At 69.4% G+C, this 20,156-nt stretch carries 15 protein-coding genes; 6 read left to right on the top strand and 9 right to left on the bottom strand.

Translation table 11 applies throughout. The features are described 5' to 3' along the window. Positions 1–23: 23 nt before the first annotated feature. Complete coding sequence (gltB, locus tag CHINAEXTREME_RS00065) at positions 24–4,577, top strand: glutamate synthase large subunit (RefSeq protein ID WP_010546520.1); 4,554 nt, start codon at positions 24–26, stop codon at positions 4,575–4,577. A 13-nt stretch (positions 4,578–4,590) separates the two neighbouring features. On the opposite strand, the gene CHINAEXTREME_RS00070 is transcribed toward gltB, so the two are convergent. From CHINAEXTREME_RS00070 to CHINAEXTREME_RS00080, 3 genes are all read right to left on the bottom strand, one after another. After that, complete coding sequence (locus CHINAEXTREME_RS00070) at positions 4,591–5,208, bottom strand: peroxidase-related enzyme (protein ID WP_007140388.1); 618 nt, start codon at positions 5,206–5,208, stop codon at positions 4,591–4,593. An 87-nt stretch (positions 5,209–5,295) separates the two neighbouring features. Then, positions 5,296–5,715, bottom strand: coding sequence for a GIY-YIG nuclease family protein (locus CHINAEXTREME_RS00075; RefSeq protein ID WP_007140387.1), 420 nt, complete (start codon positions 5,713–5,715; stop codon positions 5,296–5,298). 120 nt (positions 5,716–5,835) lie between these two features. Then, positions 5,836–6,423, bottom strand: coding sequence for a hypothetical protein (locus tag CHINAEXTREME_RS00080; protein WP_007140386.1), 588 nt, complete (start codon positions 6,421–6,423; stop codon positions 5,836–5,838). A gap of 15 nt (positions 6,424–6,438) precedes the next feature. On the opposite strand from CHINAEXTREME_RS00080, the gene CHINAEXTREME_RS00085 reads away from it, so the two are divergent. Together CHINAEXTREME_RS00085 and CHINAEXTREME_RS00090 are read left to right on the top strand one after the other, a co-directional pair. Next, positions 6,439–7,560: a hypothetical protein gene (locus tag CHINAEXTREME_RS00085; protein ID WP_007140385.1), complete on the top strand. Its 1,122-nt coding sequence runs from the start codon at positions 6,439–6,441 to the stop codon at positions 7,558–7,560. Positions 7,561–7,663: 103 nt separating this feature from the next. After that, the gene (locus tag CHINAEXTREME_RS00090; RefSeq protein ID WP_007140384.1) at positions 7,664–8,659 is read left to right on the top strand and encodes an NAD-dependent epimerase/dehydratase family protein; all 996 of its coding nucleotides are present in this window, start codon (positions 7,664–7,666) and stop codon (positions 8,657–8,659) included. Between the two features lie 34 nt (positions 8,660–8,693). Here the strand turns inward: CHINAEXTREME_RS00090 and CHINAEXTREME_RS00095 are convergent, their stop codons facing one another. After that, complete coding sequence (locus CHINAEXTREME_RS00095) at positions 8,694–10,052, bottom strand: MFS transporter (protein WP_007140383.1); 1,359 nt, start codon at positions 10,050–10,052, stop codon at positions 8,694–8,696. 104 nt (positions 10,053–10,156) lie between these two features. Between CHINAEXTREME_RS00095 and CHINAEXTREME_RS00100 the strand changes: the two genes are divergently transcribed. The 3 genes from CHINAEXTREME_RS00100 to CHINAEXTREME_RS00110 all read left to right on the top strand — a co-directional run bounded on the left by CHINAEXTREME_RS00100 (position 10,157) and on the right by CHINAEXTREME_RS00110 (position 13,879). Further along, entirely contained in the window at positions 10,157–11,218 is a 1,062-nt protein-coding gene (locus tag CHINAEXTREME_RS00100) for an NAD(P)-dependent glycerol-1-phosphate dehydrogenase (protein WP_007140382.1), read from the top strand. Positions 11,219–11,300: 82 nt separating this feature from the next. Then, positions 11,301–13,112 (top strand): aldehyde ferredoxin oxidoreductase family protein, encoded by a 1,812-nt coding sequence (locus CHINAEXTREME_RS00105; RefSeq protein ID WP_076738677.1) that lies wholly within the window; start codon positions 11,301–11,303, stop codon positions 13,110–13,112. Beyond that, positions 13,109–13,879, top strand: a complete 771-nt coding sequence (locus CHINAEXTREME_RS00110; RefSeq protein ID WP_007140380.1) for a DUF7124 domain-containing protein — start codon at positions 13,109–13,111, stop codon at positions 13,877–13,879. Before CHINAEXTREME_RS00105 ends, CHINAEXTREME_RS00110 begins: the two co-directional genes overlap by 4 nt. Before the next feature lie 165 nt (positions 13,880–14,044). On the opposite strand, the gene CHINAEXTREME_RS00115 is transcribed toward CHINAEXTREME_RS00110, so the two are convergent. From CHINAEXTREME_RS00115 to CHINAEXTREME_RS00135, 5 genes are all read right to left on the bottom strand, one after another. Continuing rightward, entirely contained in the window at positions 14,045–14,224 is a 180-nt protein-coding gene (locus CHINAEXTREME_RS00115; protein ID WP_007140379.1) for a hypothetical protein, read from the bottom strand. Between the two features lie 98 nt (positions 14,225–14,322). After that, positions 14,323–15,423 carry a cytochrome b/b6 domain-containing protein gene (locus CHINAEXTREME_RS00120; protein ID WP_007140378.1) on the bottom strand — a complete coding sequence of 367 codons (1,101 nt, stop codon included), beginning with the start codon at positions 15,421–15,423 and terminating at the stop codon, positions 14,323–14,325. Then, on the bottom strand, positions 15,420–16,043 hold the full coding sequence (locus CHINAEXTREME_RS00125) for a hypothetical protein (protein WP_007140377.1): 624 nt from the start codon (positions 16,041–16,043) through the stop codon (positions 15,420–15,422). Before CHINAEXTREME_RS00125 ends, CHINAEXTREME_RS00120 begins: the two co-directional genes overlap by 4 nt. Then, positions 16,040–16,735 (bottom strand): 4Fe-4S dicluster domain-containing protein, encoded by a 696-nt coding sequence (locus CHINAEXTREME_RS00130; RefSeq protein WP_007140376.1) that lies wholly within the window; start codon positions 16,733–16,735, stop codon positions 16,040–16,042. The genes CHINAEXTREME_RS00125 and CHINAEXTREME_RS00130 overlap by 4 nt, the downstream gene beginning before the upstream one ends. After that, the gene (locus CHINAEXTREME_RS00135) at positions 16,732–20,049 is read right to left on the bottom strand and encodes a molybdopterin-dependent oxidoreductase (protein WP_007140375.1); all 3,318 of its coding nucleotides are present in this window, start codon (positions 20,047–20,049) and stop codon (positions 16,732–16,734) included. Before CHINAEXTREME_RS00135 ends, CHINAEXTREME_RS00130 begins: the two co-directional genes overlap by 4 nt. Positions 20,050–20,156: the final 107 nt, after the last annotated feature.

Genomic DNA, 20,156 nt, shown 5'->3' on the forward strand with positions numbered 1-20,156 from the left:
ATCGATTGCCGCTACGAAGTGGTATGTCACAGCCACACAGAGCGGTATCCACCGACCGCTCCCGGGGTCTCGCCGATCCCGAGGACTCCCGGTCGAACTGCGGCGTCGGCGTCGTGATGGACCTCGCGGGCGAGGGCGGCCGCGACGTCGTCGCCGACGGTCTCGAACTGCTCGTCAATCTCGAACACCGCGGCACCACCGGCGCCGAAGCGGACACCGGCGACGGCGCGGGTATCATGCTCCAGACGCCGGACGCGTTCTTCGCTGACGTTCTCGAGACCGATCTCCCCGACACCTACGCGGTCGGCTCGATCTTCTTCCCCCAGTCCGAGGCGGCCCGCGAGACGATCCGGGCGCTCGCCGAAGACACCTTCGCGACCTACGGCCTCGAGACCCTCGAGTGGCGCTCGGTGCCGACCGATAACGCGGACCTCGGCGCGACGGCAGTCGACTCCGAACCCGACGTGTGGCAGGTCGCCGTCGCCCCCGAGGAGCCGCTGGCGGACGACGAGTTCGACCGCCGGCTCTACGTCGCACGACGCGCCCTCGAGAACGAGGTCGACGACCGCGACATCGACGGCGCGGAGCGGTTCTACGTCTGCTCGCTCAACGCCGACACGCTCGTCTACAAGGGGCTGCTCAAGGGCGAACAGCTCCCGACCTACTACCCCGACCTGACCGACGACCGCCTCGAGTCGACGTTCGTCATGGTCCACGAGCGGTTCTCGACGAACACGCTCGGGGCCTGGCACCTCGCTCACCCTCATCGGCGGATCATCCACAACGGCGAGTTCAACACCATCCAGGGCAACGTCAACTGGATGCGCGCCCGCGAGACGGACATCGCGAGCGAGACGATTCCGGATCTCGAGGCCGTCAAGCCGATCATCGACGATCCGGACCAGTCAGACACCGCGAGCGTCGACAACGCGCTGGAACTCCTGATGCAGGACGGCCGCGACCTCGAGCACGCCCTGCGGATGCTCGTCCCCGAGGCCTGGCGGGGCGACGATGCGATGGACGACGATCGAAAAGACTGGTACGACTTCCACGCCTCGCTGGTCGAACCGTGGGACGGCCCCGCGCTGGTGGCGGCGACCGACGGCGAGCGCGTCGGGGCGGTCCTCGACCGCAACGGGCTCCGGCCCTGCCGGTACGAGGTGACGAGCGAGGACCGCCTGATCGTCGCGAGCGAGAGCGGCGCGCTCGAGACCGACCCCGCCGACGTCGAGGAGCGCGGGCGGCTCCAGCCCGGCCAGCTCTTCCTCGCCGACCCCGAGGAAGGCCGCGTCATTCCAGACGAAGAGGTCTTCGAGGACCTGACCGACGACCGATACGGCGAGTGGGTCGACCGAGAGCAGATCCACGTCGACGACATTCGCGAGACCGCAGACAGCAGCCCGCGGACGGAGGTTCCCGCCCTGCGTGACTACCAGACCGCCTTCGGCTACACGCACGACGAACTCGAGAACCTGATCGAGCCGATGACCAAGAAAGGAAAGGACCCCGTCGGCTCGATGGGCGACGACACGCCGCTGTCGGTGCTGACGGAGTTCAATCGGCCGCTGTTCTCGTACTTCAAGCAGCTGTTCGCCCAGGTCACGAACCCGCCGCTGGACTACATCCGGGAGGAACTGGTGACCTCCCTCGAATCGCGGCTGGGGTTCCAGCGCAACCTGCTCGACGAGTCCCCCGAGCACGCCCGGCAACTCGTCCTCGACTCGCCCGTATTGACCGACGCCGACCTCGAGGCGGTCCGGGACTGCGAGGCAAACGGCCTCACGGCGGCGACGATCGACGTCACCTACGAACGCGATAGCGGGGAAGAGCCCGGCGCGGCACTCGAGGCGGCGATCGAACGCGTCCGCGCGGACGCCGTCGAGGCGATCGAGGCCGGCCACGACGTCCTGGTCCTCTCGGATCGGAACGTCTCCGCCGACCGGATCGCGATCCCGAGTCTGCTGGCGACCGGTGCGGTCCATCACCGGCTCGTCCGCAACGGCCTGCGCAACCACGTCGGACTCGTCGTCGAGTCCGCCGAGCCCCGGACCGTCCACCACTTCGCGACGCTGATCGGCTACGGCGCGGGCGCGGTCAACCCCTACCTCGCCTTCCGGACGATCGAGGACATCACGGCCGGCCCCGACGGTGCCGACGCCGCGGACGCGATCGACGCCTACGTCGGCGCGGTCGAGGACGGGCTCCTGAAGACGATGGCCAAGATGGGCATCTCGACCGTCGAGAGCTACCAGGGTGCCCAGATCTTCGAGGCCGTCGGCCTCGACTCCGACGTCGTCGCGGAGTACTTCGAGGGCACCGAGAACCGCACCGAAGGGATCGGTCTCGCCGAGATCGAGGCCGACCTCCGCGAGCGCCATACCGCGGCCTTCGGGGGCGAGGACTCGGACCTCGAGCGCCACGGCGAGTTCGAACACCGCTCCGACGGCGTCCACCACCAGTGGAACCCGGAGACGGTCGGCACGCTCCAGCAGGCCGTCCGCTCGAACGACTACGAACGGTACCGGGAGTTCGCGGAACTGATCAACGACCAGCAACAGAACCTCCAGACGCTGCGGGGCCTGCTCGAGTTCGACTCGGACCGCGAGCCGATCCCCATCGAGGAGGTCGAACCCGTCAAGGACATCGTCGAGCGGTTCTCCACCGCGGCGATGTCGCTCGGGAGCCTGTCGCCGGAGGCCCACGAGAACAATTCGATCGCGATGAACCGGATCGGCGGCAAGAGCAACTCGGGCGAGGGCGGCGAGCCGCCCGAACGGTTCGGCACCGAGAAGGAGTGCAACGTCAAGCAGGTCGCCTCGGGCCGGTTCGGCGTCACCTCGACGTACCTCTCCTCGGCCGACGAACTCCAGATCAAGATGGCCCAGGGCTCGAAACCCGGCGAGGGCGGCCACCTGCCCGGCGAGAAGGTCAACGAGATGATCGCCCACGTCCGCAAGTCCACGCCCGGCGTCGGGCTGATCTCGCCGCCGCCGCTGCACGACATCTACTCCATCGAGGACCTCAAACAGCTGATCTTCGATCTGAAGGCCGCAAACGAGGACGCCGACATCAACGTCAAGCTCGTCTCCGAGGCGGGGATCGGCACGGTCGCGGCCGGCGTCGCGAAGGCCAACGCCGACGTGGTCCACATCTCCGGGCACTCGGGCGGGACGGGCGCGTCGCCCCGCACCTCGATCAAGAACGCCGGTCTCCCGTGGGAACTCGGCCTCGCCGAGGCGAACCAGATGCTGCGCGAGACGGGACTGCGCGACCGCATCCGCGTCTCGACCGACGGCGGGCTGAAGACCGGCCGCGACGTCGCGGTCGCCGCCTTGCTCGGCGCCGAGGAGTACGTCTTCGGCACCGCCTCGCTCGTCACTAGCGGCTGCGTGATGGCCCGCCAGTGCCACAAGAACACCTGTCCCGTCGGCGTCGCAACCCAGCGCGAGGACCTCCGCAAGCGGTTCCCCGGCGAGCCCGAACACGTCATCAACTATATGACCTTCATCGCGCAGGAACTGCGCGAGATCATGGCCGAGTTAGGGTTCGAGACGGTCGACGAGATGATCGGCCGCGTCGATGCTTTAGAACAGCGCGACGACGTCGACCACCCGAAGGCCCGCACCGTCGACCTCTCGGCGGTACTCGCCGACCCCGGCGGCGACGTCCGCCGAAAGGTCCGCGAGCAGGACCACGGCCTCGAGGACCACCTCGATCGGGACCTCCTCGAAGCCGCCGCCGACGCAGTGGAGAACCGGGAACCGGTCGCGCTCGAGACGCGCGTCGAGAACGTCGACCGCGCGGTCGGCGCCTTGCTCTCGAACCGCATCACGAGCCGGTACGGCGAACCCGGCCTCCCGGAGGACACGCTCACGGTCGACCTCGAGGGGACCGCCGGCCAGAGCTTCGGCGCGTTCCTGGCGAACGGCGTCTCCCTGCATCTCGAGGGAACCGCCAACGACCACGTCGGTAAGGGCCTTTCGGGCGGCAAGATCGCAGTGCGGACGCCCGACGACGCCGGCTACGAACCGACCGAGAACGTCGCCATCGGGAACGTCGCGCTCTACGGTGCGACCGACGGTCAACTGTACGTCAACGGGGTCGCCGGCGAACGCTTCGCCGTCCGAAACTCCGGCGCGAAGGCCGTCGTCGAAGGCGTCGGCGATCACGGCTGCGAGTACATGACCGGCGGGGTGGTCGCGGTTCTGGGCGACACGGGCAAGAACTTCGCCGCGGGCATGTCCGGCGGCGTGGCCTACGTCTACGATCCCGACGGCTCCTTCGCCGACCGTGCTAACACCGGGATGGTCTCGCTGTACGAGGACTTGGAGGACGAGGACGAGCAGATGCTGCGCCGCCTCGTCGAGAACCACGTCGCCTACACGGGCTCGGACCGCGGCGAACGCCTGCTCGAGAACTGGGAGCGTACCCTCGAGCGGTTCGTGAAGGTGATGCCCGACGCCTACCGCGATGCGATCGCGGAACAGGGGTCGGACGACGTCCGGAACGAACTGCCCGAGTCGCCGGAGAAGGCCGTCGAAGCGGACGCGACGGAGTTCGCGGCAAGCGACGACTAGGGGCCCCGGACCGCTACCGGCCCAGCGTGTGGAACTCGTCGTTCGGCCGCATGTCCGCGAACATCGCCATCCGGTTGCTCAGGTTGAAAAACGCCGTCACCGCGCCGATATCCCAGATCGCCTCCTCGCTGAACCCGGCCTCGCGCAGCGCCTCGAGGTCGTCCTCCTCGACCTCGGTCGGACGCTCGGTGAGCTTCACGGCGACGTCGAGCATCGTCCGGTGGGCCTCGTTGATATCGGCGGTCCGGTAGTTCGCGACCAACTGGTCCGCGAGCTGTGGGTCGTCGGCGTAGATCCGGACGAGCGCGCCGTGGGCCACGTTACAGTAGTAGCAGTGGTTGACGCCCGAGACCGCGACGATGATCATCTCGATTTCCTCGCGCTCCAGCGCCGAGTCCTCGACCAGCGCGTCGTGGTACTGGAAGAAAGCCCGGAAGTGCGAGGGTTTGTACGCGAACGCCGAGAACACGTTGGGCGTGAACCCGGCGTCTTCGGTCTCCTCGGCGAGTCGCTCCCGGAGGTCATCGGGCAAGTCCTCGGAGTCGGGGACCGGAAAGCGGGTCATCGCGTCGTCCGCGAGGTGGGGTTCGACGGCCGGTTCGTCCGCGTCGGGGTCGTCGGCGGTACCCATACGCCCCGTTTTTCGCTGGCGGTACTAATTGGCGGTGGAACGGGCTCGAGTCGACCGCGATATCGGCGTTGCGACCGTCGGGATACGTTACGAGGACTCGAGCACCCCACCTGCCTCCCGTGCGGCCTCGAGAACCGGGGTCGCCTCGCCGTCGGGGGCCGAAAGCAGGTGCGCCGGACAGTCGCAGTCGGACGCGCCGAACGCGTCGACCGGCTCGCCGGGGAGTCGGTCGGCCAGTTCGCACTCGCGGTCCTCATCGGGGAAGCGAACGACGGCCTCGAGGCTCGTCGCGGGGTTGCCGAGCAGGTAGTCGACGTGCCAGTGGCGCGCGTCGCGCTCGCCGGCGGCGAGTTCGCGGTGACGGTCGACGCGGGCGAACCCGCCCGGGCCGAAGGCGCTACCGACGTAGGCGTACGCGCCCGCCGGAAACGTCAGGTCGCCGAGCGCGCCGACCTCGACCGTCGTCTGCCGACTCACCTCGAGGAGGAGAACGTACGTGCCGCCCATACCGGGAGTCGGCGGAGCGGTGCAAAAACGACGGCGATCTCCGCGCGGAGCCCGCGCTTCTCGGGCCCGCAACTGCGCAACACGCGGCCAGCCGTCCGGGGCGGTACGTCGGTCCGGCGATCAGTCCTCGGCGTTCCGGTCGTAGTCCTCGTCGGTTCGATCCTCGACGTCGTCGGTCGGCGGCCGATCGTGAACGTGCCGGCGGTTGCTCATGTCGTCGTCGGTTCCCTCCTGACGGTCGCCGCGCGTGCCCCCTTCGTGGTCGCGGTCGTCGGAACTGGGTTCCGAGTCGGTCCAGTGGCCGCTCTCGTCGCGGTGGCCACGCTGGCGATACCGGAGGCCGCCGCCGGACTGGGGCGTGTCCCCGTGGCGTCCTTCCGGTCTCCTGGATTCGAACTCGTCCGTTTCGGTGTCGCCTCTGCCGCGGTCGTACTCGGTGCGGCCCGCGCCGCGGCCTCGAGAGCGGTGCTGGTCTCCCTGCCCGCGGTCGTTGCCGCGGCGGTCTCCGCCCCGATCGCGAGAGCGGGGCTGGTCCCCTCGTTCGCGGTCCTGGCCGCCGCGGTCGCCGCGTTCGTGGCGGGTACCCCGCTCGCCGCGTCGCATGGATCGATCGTCGTCGCGGTCGCGTCCGCGGGCCCCGCCCCGTTCCGTCGGTCTGCCAGCCGATTCGCCGCCGTACTCGGTCGGGACGTCGTCGCGGTCGGGCATCCCCTGGCTACGCCGGTGGCGGCCGCCCCGGGGCTGTCCCTGTCGCGGGCGTTCCTCGCGCCCGCCGCCTCGCTCGTGACCGCCGCGCTGTTCGACCTCGCCACGGGGCCAGCGCTGTTGCATGCCGCGTCGCTGATCGCCCTCGCGACCGCGGTGCTCGTCTCGGCCGCGATCGGATCGGCCTCGAGGCGGACGCATCTCGTCGTGCGAGCGGGTCTCGTGCCCGCGCCGGCGTGTCTGGCCCTGCCGTCGATCGTCGTCGCGGTCGCGGTCCTGGTCCTGACGACCGCCGCGTTCGTACCGCCCTTCGCTGGGCCGTCCGGGCGCCTGGGCGTGTCCCTCGCGGCCCGATCCGTGTCCCCGTCTGTCCCGGTCACTGTGTCCGTGTTCCTGCCCGCCCTGGTCCCTGCGGCCGCGTTCCTGCTGGCGCGGACGGTGACGCGACTGGCCGCGGTCACGTCCGCCGCCCCCGCCTTGCATTCGGCCGCGGTCGCGACCCATGTCGGCTTCCTGCCCCCGACCTCGAGTCCGGTCTCGAGGCCGCGACTCCGATCGCTCGGACTCCCAGCCGCCTCGAACCTCCGCGCGATCATCGCGCCGGTCGTCGTGACGTGCTTCGCCGCCGTACTCGAGCGTTCCCTCCCTGCGTGCGTTCGTCTCGAATCCACTTCGATCGCCGCCGCGGTCGCCGGATCCGGAACGACGCCGATCGCGGTCGCCGCCGCGGCCCTGCATGTCGCCGCGGCCGCGGCCGGACCCGTGTCCGCCTTCGCGTCCCCGTCCGCTTTCGTGGGTCCGTCCGCCGCCTTCGCGGCCGCTCCCGCGCGGCGAGTGGTGCATTCGTCCACGACGGTCCTCGCCGCGGTCACGGCCGCGATCCCGGTGCCGGTCGCCTTCGCCGACGTTCCCGCGCTCGGACCGCATCGGGCCGCGGTCCCGTTCGGATCGTCGACCGCCTTCCCGACCGCGGTCCCGTTCGGATCGTCGGCCCCGCCGGTCGCGTTCGTCCGTTCGATGCTCGCGTTCGCGCTCGTCCCGCCGCCGGTCGTCGTTTCGGTCGCTCATGGTTGTAGTGGAATGGTCGACGCGCCGCTGATGGCGCTTCGGCGGTATCGGCTACCCCGAGCGAGCGGTTAAATCCGGAGCGTGCGTTCGCTTGCATCGCGTGAGGACGCCGCCCCGTCTCGAGTCGGGCGGCGCGGTCCGTCGTCTTTTTCTCCCGAAGCGACGACCCTCCGACATGGACGACGCACTCGTCATCGGCGGCACGCGATTCATCGGCCGCCACCTCGTCGACGAACTGCTCGCACACGACTACGAGGTCACGCTGTTCAACCGCGGTAACCACGAGAACCCGTTCGCCGACGACGACCGCGTCGATCACGTCGAGGGCGACCGGACGGACGACGACGCCCTCGAGGCGGCCGGACGCGAGGTCGACCCCGACGCCGTCTTCGACTGTGTCGCCTACTATCCCGACGACGTCCGGACCGCGACCCGGATCTTCGCCGACTGCGAGGCGTACGTCTACGTCTCGAGCGGCGCGGCCTACGGGCGCGAGGACATCCCCAAGCGGGAAGACGAGACGCCCCTCGCGGAATGTACGGCCGAGCAGGCGACCGACGACTCCCACGCGACCTACGGCAACCGGAAGGCCGAAGGTGACCGTGCCGTTTTCGAGGCCGCCGAAAACGGGGTGAACGCGATGTCGCTTCGCCCGCCGATCGTCTACGGACCCCACGACTACACCGAGCGGCTCGACTTCTGGATCGACCGCGTGAACCGCTTCGACCGGGTAGTCATCCCGGGCGACGGGACGAACCTCTGGCACCGCGTCTACGTCGAGGACGTGGCAAGCGCCCTGCGGATCGTCGCCGAGCGCGGCGAACCCGGCGAGGCGTACAACACCGGCGACCGACGGCTCGTCACCATAGAAGAGATGGTCGAGTTGATCGCCGACCAGGTGGATAGCACGGCCGACGTCGAGGTCGTCCACGCCGGCCCCCGCGAACTCGCCGCCGGCGGGATCGAACTCGAGGACTACCCCCTCTACCGGGAGTACCCCCACGTCATGGCGACGAACAAGCTCGCGGACCTGGGCTGGGAGTCGACGCCGCTCGAGGAGGCGATGGCCCGCGCCGTCGAGGACCACCTCGAGAGCGACCGCGACGGGCGCGAGCAGGGACCGGACCGCGAGGACGAGGAGCGGGTGCTGGGCGTGCTGGATACGCTCTGAGCTTCGATCGCGGTCGGTTGCACACGACCGCAGGCTACCACGACGACAGCGCCGACCGGCCGTGGACCCGCCACAGCGCCGCCAGAAAGAGCACCGCTCCCGCGACGGCGAACGCGCCGCCGAAATAGAAGGCGTAGGCCATGCTGTAGTCGGTCAGCACGCCCGCGATCATCGGTCCGGCGACGCTGCCGGGACGCCAGACCAGTTCGCGAATGCCGAAACTCGAGGCGACGCCCCCGTCGCTGGTCCCTTCGTCGGCGAACAGCGCCATGCTGGCCGGTTCGCGGAACGCGTCGGCGACACCGAGGAGCCCGCTCAACGCGACCAGCGGGAGAAAGCCCGGTCCGAGCGCGGCGACCGCCGCGCCAGCGGGGACCCCGGCCGCCTCGAGCGTACCCAGCGTCGCGGGAACGGAAACCGCCTCCCCGATCCGCGGGGACAGCGGCACGAGAAACGCGATCAGGCCGTACGCGCCGCCGCCGGCGAAGACGAACGCCGCGCGCCCGACCCGGTCCGACAGCCGGCCGGCGAACGGCTGGACGAGCATGTTCGTCGCCCGCTCGGCCGTGACGACGGCGCTGACGGCGACCGCGCCGTAGGCCAGCCCGCCGGTCGCGGCCGCCGCGCCGGCGTAGATGGGGACCCAGGCGCGGACGACCTCGACCGAGAACGCGTAGGGCGCGCGGAACGCGGTGAGCGTCAGGATCCGCCGGTTGAAGGCGAGATCCGAGAACGGGAACCCACCGACGCGGGTCGGGTCGCGGTCCACGAACAGGGTGACGGCACAGACGGCGGCGAACATGAGCGTCACGACGACCGCGTAGACGGCCGAGAACCCGGCGTACTCGTACAGTTGGCCCGCCGCGAGCGCCCCGACGATCCCGGCGGCGAGCCGCCAGGCGTTCGCCTTCCCGATGGCGCCGGCCCGTTCGTCAGCCGGGGCGAGTTGGCCGACCAGCGCCGTACTCAACAGCCCCGTCGCGACGAGCGTGACACCCTGGAGCGCACGGACCCCGATGAACCCCAGGCTCGAGGCGACGAAGGCGAAGGCGGCGTAGACGCCGACGCCGAGACCGATCCCGCCGAGCAGGACCTGCCGCTTGTCGTAGCGGTCGCCCGCCCACGCGATCGGGACGATCGCGCCCGTCTTGGCGATCGTCACCGCGCTGACGAACAGCCCGAGGACGAGTCCGGAGGGGTCGAACCGGTTGACGTAGGTCGGCAACAGCGTCACGAGCGTCATCAGGCCGAACCCCGCGGCGAACCGGGTCAGGTACAGCGCGTAGAGCTGTCGTCGGGTTCCGTCCCCGGTGCCCGCAGCCGACTCCCCCGACCTCGCGGATCGCCTCGAGTCGCCCGCCGCCGTTCCGTCGTTCGAATCCGGCACGCCCATCACTCTCGAGGGGGTCGCCATGGAAATTACGGTTCGAAACGGGGTCCCGTCCGGAGCCACGACGAGGAAAAACACGTATGGTCGCCGCGTGAGTCGGTCAAGGTATGTTCGACAAGTCGACGTGGATTCGGCTCCCGCGAAACGTCGTCGTCGGTCACGGCGTCGTCGACCAGGTCGTCGACGTCGTCGACGACGTCCACCTGCAGGGACGCCCGCTGTTCGTGACGAGTCCGACCCCGAAGGAGGTCGCCGCGGACCCGATCGCCGCCGACTTCGAGGCCGCCGGGGTCGACCCCGCGGTCGTCACGGTCGAGACCGCGACCTTCGACGCCGTCGAGCGGGTCATCGAGACCGCCGAGGCCGAGGAGGTCTCCTACCTCGTCGGGATCGGCGGCGGCAAGGCCATCGACATCGCGAAGATGGCGAGTCACCACCTCGAGATGGGCTTTCTCTCGGTCCCGACCGCGGCGAGCCATGACGGCATCGTCAGCAACCGCGGCTCGGTCCCGGACGGCGACACCCGCCACAGCGTCGCGGCCGAACCGCCGCTGGCCGTCGTCGCCGACACCGAGATCCTCGCGGACGCCCCCTGGGAACTGACGACCGCCGGCTGTGCCGACATCATCTCGAACTACACCGCCGTGATGGACTGGCGGCTGGCAAAGCGGCTCAAGGACGTCGAACACTCCGAGTACGCCGCCGCGCTCTCGGAGATGACCGCGGAGATCCTGGTCGACAACGCCGACCTCATCCGGCCCGGCCTCGAGGAGTCGGCCTGGATCGTCACGAAGGCGCTGATGTCCTCCGGCGTGGCGATGAGCATCGCCGGCTCCTCGCGACCGGCGAGCGGGGCCGAACACCTCTTCTCCCATCAACTCGACCGGCTGGCCCCGAACGCGGCGCTGCACGGCCACCAGGTCGGCGTCGGCTCGATCATGACCGCCTACCTTCACGGCGGCGAACGTGGCTTCTGGCGGGACATCCGGTCGGCGCTGGAGAGCATCGACGCGCCGACGACCGCCGCGGAACTGGGGATCGACGAGGAGACGCTCCTCGAGGCGCTGACGACCTGCCACGAGATCCGGGACCGGTACACCATCCTGGGCGACGGCATGAACGAGCGCGCCGCCCGCGAGGTGGCGAGGAAGACGGGCGTCATCGACTGAGTCGACTGGCCGGGGACCCGGGGCGCTTGCCGCCGCCAGGGAATACTTCATTGCCGGCCGCCGTTTAGACCCCTGGAACCACATGGCACGGCGAGATGCGATCGTCCGCGTCGACCTGGGCGACGAGTCCGCGACGAGCGAGCCGGTGCCCGAGACGTGGCTCCGGTCGTATCTCGGGGGGAAAGGGCTCGGCGCTCGCTACCTCTACGAGGAACTCGAGCCGGGGACCGACCCGTTCGGCGACGACGCCGTCCTCCTTTTCCTCGTCGGCCCGCTGACGGGCTACCTGCCGGGCGAACAGCGGTACGTCGTCGTCACCCGGTCACCGCTGACCGGCACGTTCCTCGACTCCTACGCGGGCGGGGAGATGGCGAGCCGGCTCGCGGGCTCGCTCGAGGACCACGTCGGCGTGCTCGTGACCGGGCGGGCGGAGCGGCCGGTCGCCCTCTCGGTCGCCGGCGGCGAGGTGACGGTCGAACCGGCCGCCGACCTGTGGGGGCTCGACGCGCGCGAGACCGACGAGCGGTTTCCGGACGCGGCGGTCGCGTGTATCGGCCCCGCCGGCGAGCGGCGCGTCTCGTACGCGACGATCGCGTCCGAGGGCGGCGACCACCACGCCGGCCGCGGCGGTGCGGGCGCTGTAATGGGCGCGAAGCGCCTGAAGGCCGTTGTGGCCCGCGACGAACCCCCGACGCCGACCGAGGAGCTCCGCGCGCTCCGGCGACGGGACGAGGCGGCGTTCGCCGCCGACGACGCGGGACGCTGGCAGGGCGCCCGCGAAACGCTCGAGACCGTCGACTTCGCGGACGAGGTCGGCGTGCTCCCGACGCGGGGCTGGCAGGAGGGCGCGTTCGACGGCGCGGAGGACGTGGGCATCGAGGCCGCCCGCGCCGCCGCGTCCGGACGGGAGCGGGGCGACGACCCGGTGCCCGGCGGGTTCCGCGTCCAGAGCGCGAGCGGGATCGACAGGGAACCCGACGAGGAGACCGTCCCCCGCGGCGCGACTCCGATCTCCCTCGGCTCGGGGCTGGGAATCGACGACTTCGACGCGGTCGCGGCGCTCGGCTCGATCTGCGACCGACTGGCCCAGGACGTGATCTCGAGCGGCAACGCGGTCGCGTGGGCGATCCGCGCGAGCCAGGAGGGACACCTCGAGCGCGACCTCGAATTCGGCGACGAGGCGGCGGCCCGCGACCTCATCGAGGAGATCGCCGAACGGTCGACCCCGCTCGGCGACGCCCTCGCAGACGGCGTCGAGGCGGCGGCCGCGGAGTACGGCGGCGAGGACCTGATCCCGTCGGTCAAGGGGATGGCCCTCTCCTCCTACGATCCCCGCGGCGCGTCGGCGATGGCGCTCGCGTACGCGACGAGCGATCGCGGGGCCTGCCACCGGCGGGCGCGCCCGGTCGAAGCCGAAGCGCTCGCCGGCGCGGACTGGACGACGGCCGACCGCGTCGCCGCGGTCGTCGAGGAGCAGGATCGACGGGCGCTGTGCTGGAGCCTCGTCGCCGACGACTTCGTCGCCGAGGCGCTCCCGCCCGAGCACATCGCCGAGTGGCTCGAGGCCGTCGGCCGCGAGCGTGAACCCGCCGCCCTCGAGCGTATCGGCGAGCGGGTCTGGACGCTCGTCCGCCTGTTCAACGTCCGCGAGGGGTTCTCCCGCGCGGACGACGCCCTTCCCGAGCGGCTGACCGAACCGCTCGAGGGCGGCCCCAACGACGGGACCGCGATCGATCCCGACGCGTTCGAGACGATGCTCGATCGCTACTACGAGCGACGCGGCTGGGACGAGCAGGGGCGCCCAACGCGGGCGTCGCTCGAGCGACTGGGGCTGGCGGACCTCGCGGTGCCGGAGTCGATCGGCCCTGGAGAGCCAGGAGGTGACCGCTCGTGACCGACCGGATCGACCTCGACGACCTCGAGACCGACGCCGACGAGGAGGAGACCGACGCGAACCCGGGGGACTGGATCTGGCGCGGCGAGGGAACGCCGGAGGAGGAACCGGAACCGACCCGCGCGGCAGGAGCCACGACGGAACCGGAGACGGCCGATTCCGGGGACGACGGGGACGCGACCGAGTCGGACTCCCAGCCAGCGCCCCGGGTTCCACGGGACGACGCGAGCAAACCGGCCGGCATCCCGACCGAGCATGGCGGAGCCGGTGCGGGTGCGGTGGCTGGAACCGGGACCGGGACCGAGACCGACGTCGGCACCGGAAACGAAACGAACGGCGAACCGCGCCCCGCCGGCTCGGCCGCGGAAGGCCCGCACGGCGGCGGGGTCGACGACATGACGATGGCGTTCACGTACGACGCGCTCGAGCGGTTCGCCGACCCTGCGGCGGTCTTCGCGGCGGCATCGGGGTGGGCCGACTGGATCGGGATCGTCGGCGACGTCGAGACTCACCGTATCACGAAGTTCCAGCGAACCCACGGCGTCGACGCCGACTTCTTCACCGGCAGCGGCACCGATCCGGCCGAGCGACTCCGGGGGATCGACCGGACGTCGATGTTCTACGCCGAGCGGATGGTCGTCGTCGGCCTCGAGGACGCCGACGACGATCGGCCCGACTCCAGCGGCGAGGCGATCGCCGACGCCGCCGACTGGGAGTTCGTCCCGCTCGAGACGGCCGCGGAGAAAGCGGACTGGGAGCTAGAGTAGCCACTGAAAGTCAATGCACACCCGATCGCACGACAGCTGTGCGATCGGTGTGTAAATCGTTTCAGTTGTTACTATAGAGTAGGCGAGAGTCGGCCGTCTTCCCAGCGGCCCATCATCTCGAGAGCGATTCGTCCTCCGGCGCGAGTTGGTCGCCTGCCTCGAGCCCTACAGCAGAAAACTCCCGACGAGGGCGACGACGAAGAGCGCGCCGAGGACGCCGACTATCTTGGACGGGTAGTCCGACCCCTCGGTTGCGGTCGGGGTTCCGAAGACCACGCCGAGGAGTCCGACGACGGCCACGATCAGTACCGCGACGGCGTAGATCGAGTACAGGAGGCTGGCCATGGGGACCCTTCCGTATCCGATCACGTAAACCCCAGCCCGGCAAGGTGAGGGTCCGACGCTGGCACTCGAGGCCGGACGGGCGAAAACGGGGTTGGGGGTTAGCCGTCGCTGGTGCCGTCCTCCCCGTCACCGGGGTCGCCGCGTTCGTCCCGTTCCGATGGTTCGCCGCCGTCGGATCGCGCCGTTCCGCCAGGGTCGCCGCCGTCGGCGGCCGTCCCCGAGGGCTGTCGTTCCCGTTCCCGTTCCCGTTCCCGTCGCTGGCGCAGGTACCGCGCCCGCAACACGTTCCCGTACATCGAGAGCACGAGTCCGAGCAGCAACACGAAGATGCCGGCGTTGATCCCGATCGTCCGGAGGACGCTGCCCTCACCGAACACCAGCCTGTCGGGGACCGGATAGCCGCCGTACTCGAGGCTCGCCATCATCACGCTGACGACGCCGACGACGACCAACACGGCCGTCACGTTCATCGCCCACCGCCAGGAGGGGCGGCGGCGAAGCCGCTCGATGCCGGTCGACTCGTACTCGTCGGGGTCGTCGTGGAAGTTCGGTGTCTGGTCTTTCGGAAGGAACGCCTTCATCTCGACCGGGTAGAACGCGGGGTGGAGCCCGTGCTCGAACGTGTGGAACATCACGCCCATCAGCATGATGATCCCGAGCAGGCCGTGGAACGCCACGAAGGCCATCGCGGCCGACTGGGAGTTGTAGACGTCGATCAGCCAGGTCTTGCGCCAGATGAGCAACCCGGTGACCATCAACAGGACCAGCTCCACGGTGAAGATCCAGATGACGCCTTTCCCGATGTAGGATATCAGCGGCGTCTCTTCGGCCTTGAACCCCGCGAACTGGCGTGCCGCGGGGTGGCGCTCGTCGGCCATTCCGAGGGCGAACTTGACGTCCTGGAGGAACGCCCAGAGGTCGTCCGGGCTGGGGAGGATCGCACTGAAGTTCCCCCTACTCGAGGACCGGAGCAGCATGAACGGAACCCAGAACCCGGTGAGGGCGATCAGCGCGAAGCCGGCCGCGCGGTGGATCGAGAGCACGCCCTCGTTGCCGCCCATCAGTTCCACCAGCCACCACAGTTCGGTGTTGAACGCGATGGCGTACCCCGTAAAGAACAGGACGAACACGGTCAGCGCCAGCAGCGAGTGGAACGTCGTGGTGACCCGCGAGAACTTGCCGTGATCGAGGTTTGTCACGAGCGATCACCCCCGAACTCTCGACCGTCGCCGCGGTCGTCGCTTTTGGTCCGGTCGCCGCCGTCCGTCGCCGCCGCGGCCTCCTGCGTACGGGTCCCGCCCGGCGGTTGCATCCGCGCTCCGAGCCGCCGGAACGCCGCCCAGTGGATGAACACCATCAGGAGGATGAAGATCCCCATTACGACGTCCGCGAAGTGGACGAGCACGATCAGCCACTCGAGGACGGTTTCGGTGTTGCCGGCGACCCAGTCGGCCCCGATTCCACCGCCCTCGACGGTCGGCCGGATCCGCAGGATCTCCTCGAAGAAGGGGGCCCACCCGGAGACGAACGCGATGGAGCCGGCCGCAAGCGCCAGGCCGATCAGCGCGCTGACCCAGAACGCGATGCGATCGGAGCGGCCGCCGGACGCGGCGTTGGCGCGGTCGGGTTCGCGCTCCGGTTCCGGTCGTTCGTCCGTCTCGGGCGCTGTCTCCTCCTGTTCCGGTGGTCGTTCCTCGCCGCGGCCGCCGTCGGGCCGCTGCCCGTCGGCCCGGTCGGCGGGACTCGAGGCGTCCGCCGGCGCGTCGCCCGTGGCGTCCGCCGTTCGGTCGCGGTCCTCGGGCGGTCGATCGTCGCTCATCCCGCATCACCCGACTCGAAGAACTGCGCCCCCTCCTCGCCGAAGATGATCTCCATCGCCTCCCGGTTGAAAAACGGCTGGCTGTCCCGGGACTCGAGTTCGTCGGCGATCTCGCCCGCGCCGCCGACAAGGATCGCGTCGGTCGCACACTCCTCGGCGCAGGCCGGCCCCTTCCCGACGTCCTGGCGCTGGCGACAGCCGGTACACTTGTCCATGATGCCGCCGGTGCCGAAGATCCGGGCCGAGCCGTCGTCGCTGTCGGGGAACTGCGGCGCGCCGAACGGACACCCCGACAGGCAGTACTGACAGCCGACACAGAGGTCCTCGTGGACGGTCACGAACTCGTCGTCCTCTTTCTGGAGGGCGTTCGTCGGGCAGACCGAGACGCAGGGCGCGTTGTGGCAGTGGTAACACTGCATCGGCAGGCTCGTCTCGCCGGGGTTCTCGCCGGCCTCGAGGCGACCCGTTTTGTCGGCGTTTTCGCCCTGCGGGCCGGCGGTCCCCTCGGCCATGGTCATGATGTCGATACGCTGGTTGTCGATCTCGCGGTCCCAGGTGCGTTTGCAGGCGACGACACAGCCACCGCAGTCGATACAGGCTTCGACGTCGGGGAAGATCCGCATCCCCTCGCCCGTGCTCATCACGCCCTCGCTCATCACCTGTCCGGTCCGGTCGCTCCGTTCTTGGGTCATAGTCGTTCGCCTCCTTCGTACAGGTCCCACTCGCGGACGTCGTACTGCTTCTGTGTGCCGAGCCCGTTCTGGTCCTGCGGATAGTCGATGAACGCCATGTCGTGGGCCTCGACGACCTCCTGGGTCGCCTTCTGGACGTGGACGACGCCGGATTTCGTCTCCTGCATCTGGGTCTCGGCGTCGAACCCGCTCGGCGTGATGATGTTCGCGCTCTCGCCGATCGCGAGCGGTTCGGTTCCCTCGGGCCAGTTCGCGCTCTGGTCCTCGCCGTGGAAGACGCCGCCCCAGTGGTACGGCAGGAAGATCTCCTCGTCGTTGACGCGGTTGGTCACCTTCGCCTTGACGAGGATCGTCCCCTTGTCCGCGGACTCGACGACGACGTGGTCTTCGCCCCCGACGACGTCTAACTCCTCGGCCAGGTTCGGGCTGATCTCCGCGTACATGTGGGGCTGCCGGTCGGCGGTGTACTTGTTGTTTCGCGTCTCGGCGCCGCCGCCCTGATGTTCGACCTGCCGGCCGGAGGTGAGGATCACCGTCCGGCCGCTCTCGGCGTCGCTACCGAGTTCCGTGTGGACGGCTTCGGTCGCCCGCTGCTGGACGGTGGCGTTGTTCTGGTCGAGCCGCCAGAAGTTGTTCTGCTCGCCGTTGGCCGGCCACTCCTCGACGAGGTCCGGCCGGGGGCTCTCGACGGGTTCGCGGTGGACCGGCACCGTATCGAGGAAGTTCCAGACGACGGCCCGCGCCTTGCCGCGTCCGGTCGGCGGATCCGGTTGCGGGTTGTCGTACTCCTCGTACTCCGAGGGATCGACCTCGAGTTCGTCGCCGTACTCCTCGTCGACCGCCTGTGCCGCGTCGTACACCGACTCCTCCTCGTCGAGGGCCATCTCGACCGGCAGCGTCTGGGTCGACGGATCCGTCAGGTCGTCCGGCAGCAAGGTTGCGTAGCCGGGATACGACGGGACGCCCTCGATCTCCTGGTCGTCCCACCACGGCGCCTCGAACGAGTCGGCGATCAGGTCGAGGCCCTCCTCCCCCCGCTGATCGTAGGTCTCCTGCATCGGGTACTCCTGGTCGACGTTCATCTCCTCCCACTCGTCGGGCGTCGGGGCCTGTGTCCCCCAGTTCTCCCGGAAGTCGTGGCCGCCGTCTCGGGGGTCGGCCTCCTTCGTCCAGATGATCGGCGAGCCGGGATGGTCGTCGCCCCAGTAGGGCCAGGGCAGCGACCAGTAGTCGCCGTCCACGGGGGTCCCCGTGTTCTGGGCGCGCAGGTCCTCGGTACTGAACGCCCAGTCGTACTCGTGGTGCTGCTGGAGCTTCTCGGGTGACTGCTGGTAGCCGATCGATCGGACGCCGAGGTTGATCTCCCGGAGCGCGTCCTCGTAGGAACTGCGGCCGTTGTGGACCGCCTGCCCGGTCCCCCAGTCGAAGTGTTCGCCAAAGCCCATGTACTGGGCCAGTTCCTGGAAGATCTGGAGGTCCGGCTTCGAGTTGTGTGCCGGCGTCGCGACCGCCTCGCTCCACTGGACCGACCGGTGGGAGTTGGTCACCGACCGCACGTGCTCGTACTGGCTCGAGGCCGGCAACAGGAGGACGTCCGCGTCGTCGGGGAGGGTACCGGCGACCGCGGGGAAGACGTCGACGACGACCAGCAGGTCGAGTTCCTCCATCGCCTGTTTCATTCGGTCCATCTCGGAGATGGAGTTCGCCGAGTGCCCCCAGAAGAACGCCATCTTCAGCGGATCGGGCTGATAGAGCTCCGACTCGAGTAGCCGATCTTCCTGTCCGAGTGCGGCCTCGTACCAGCGGGCGACGGTCAGCCCCTTCTGGAACATCATCGACCGCGGGTCCGGTTCCTCGAGTGCCGTCTCCTGGTCGAGACCGCTGTCCTCGCCTTCCTCCTCGGCTTCGGTTTCGGGTTCACCGTCCTCGTCTTCCGGGTCGGACTCCTCCTCCTCGACCTGAGCCGGCACCTCGAGACCCTGCCACATCTCGTCGGGCATCCGCTCGAACCGGTCGTACAGTTCCCCGAAGGAGGTGCTCCCGCTGGTCCAGGGGCTGCGGTCCCAGACGTCGGCCCAGTGCTCCCACGACCCCGGCGCGTCGACGCCGTAGTAGCCCGGCAGGATGCTCGCGTCGACGCCCATGTCGGTCGCACCCTGCACGTTCGCGTGGCCGCGCATCACCTGCAGGCCGCCGCCGGATCGGGCCGCGCTCCCGGTCGCGAGGCTGAAGATGGCGTACGCGCGGATGTTCTGGGTCCCGTTGTTGTGCTGGGTGCCGCCCATCGCCCACTCGACCTGGATGTGGGGGCTGTTCTCGACGATCAGGTCGCCGATCTCCGCCAAGTCGCCCTCGTCGATCCAGGTGATATCGGAGACCGTCTCGAGGTCGTACTGGTCGAGTTCCGACTCGACGTCCGGCCACCCCATCACGCGGCCCTCGAGGAACGCGTCGTCGAGTTCGCCCTGCTCGCGGACGTAGTTGAGCAGGCCGAAGACCAAGGCGACGTCCGTCCCCGGCCGGAGGCGGTAGAAGTAGTCGGCGTGGGCCGAGGTCTTCGTGTACCGGGGGTCGATCGAGACGATGGTCCCGCCGCGGGCTTGCCCCTCGAGGATGTGCTGCATCGCGATCGGGTGGGACTCGGCGGGGTTCTGTCCGAGGATGATGAGCAGATCGAAGTTGCGGTAGTCGTTGATCGTGTTCGTCATCGCGCCGAAGCCCCACGTATTGGCGAGGCCGGTGACGGTCGGCGAGTGGCAGATCCGCGCCTGGTGGTCGACGTTGTTCGTCCCCATGAACGCCGCGAACTTGCGGCTGGCGTAGGCCGCCTCGTTCGAGTGGTGGGCGCTTCCCATCAGCATGACGCTCTCGCGGCTGTACTCGTCGATCGTCTCCTCCCACGTGTCCGCGATCTCCTCGTATGCGTCCCCCCAGGAGACCCGTCGCCACTCGCCGTCGACCTTGCGCATCGGGTGTTTCAGTCGCTTGGGCGAGTGTTCGGTCTCGAGGATGCCCGCCCCCTTCGAACAGAGCGAGCCGTTGTTGATCGGGTTCTCGAACCACGGCTCCTGGCCGACGAAGGAGTTGCCGTCCTTGACCGCTTTGAACCCACAGCCGACGGCACAGTAGTTACAGATAACCTTCTCGGTCTCGGTGCCGCCCGAAACGCCGTCGTTCGCGTCCGACTCCTGGGTTCCGCCCAGCGCGTGCCCGGACGCGCCGCCGCCGAGGAACAGCCCCCCCGCGAGGGCGCTGGCTTTCATGAACGAGCGCCGGTCGAGGTCGATGGTGACCGGATCGTCCTGCACGCTCATAACGCGCCCCCGATCGCTACGTCCCGCGTCGTTCGTTCCGGCGTGTTATAGAGACCCATACCTAGCGCCAACGTCCGGACCGAGGGTTATGAATATTCACACGGGAA

It is taken from the genome of Halobiforma lacisalsi AJ5, assembly GCF_000226975.2.
GTDB classification, from domain to species: Archaea; Halobacteriota; Halobacteria; order Halobacteriales; family Natrialbaceae; genus Natronobacterium; species Natronobacterium lacisalsi.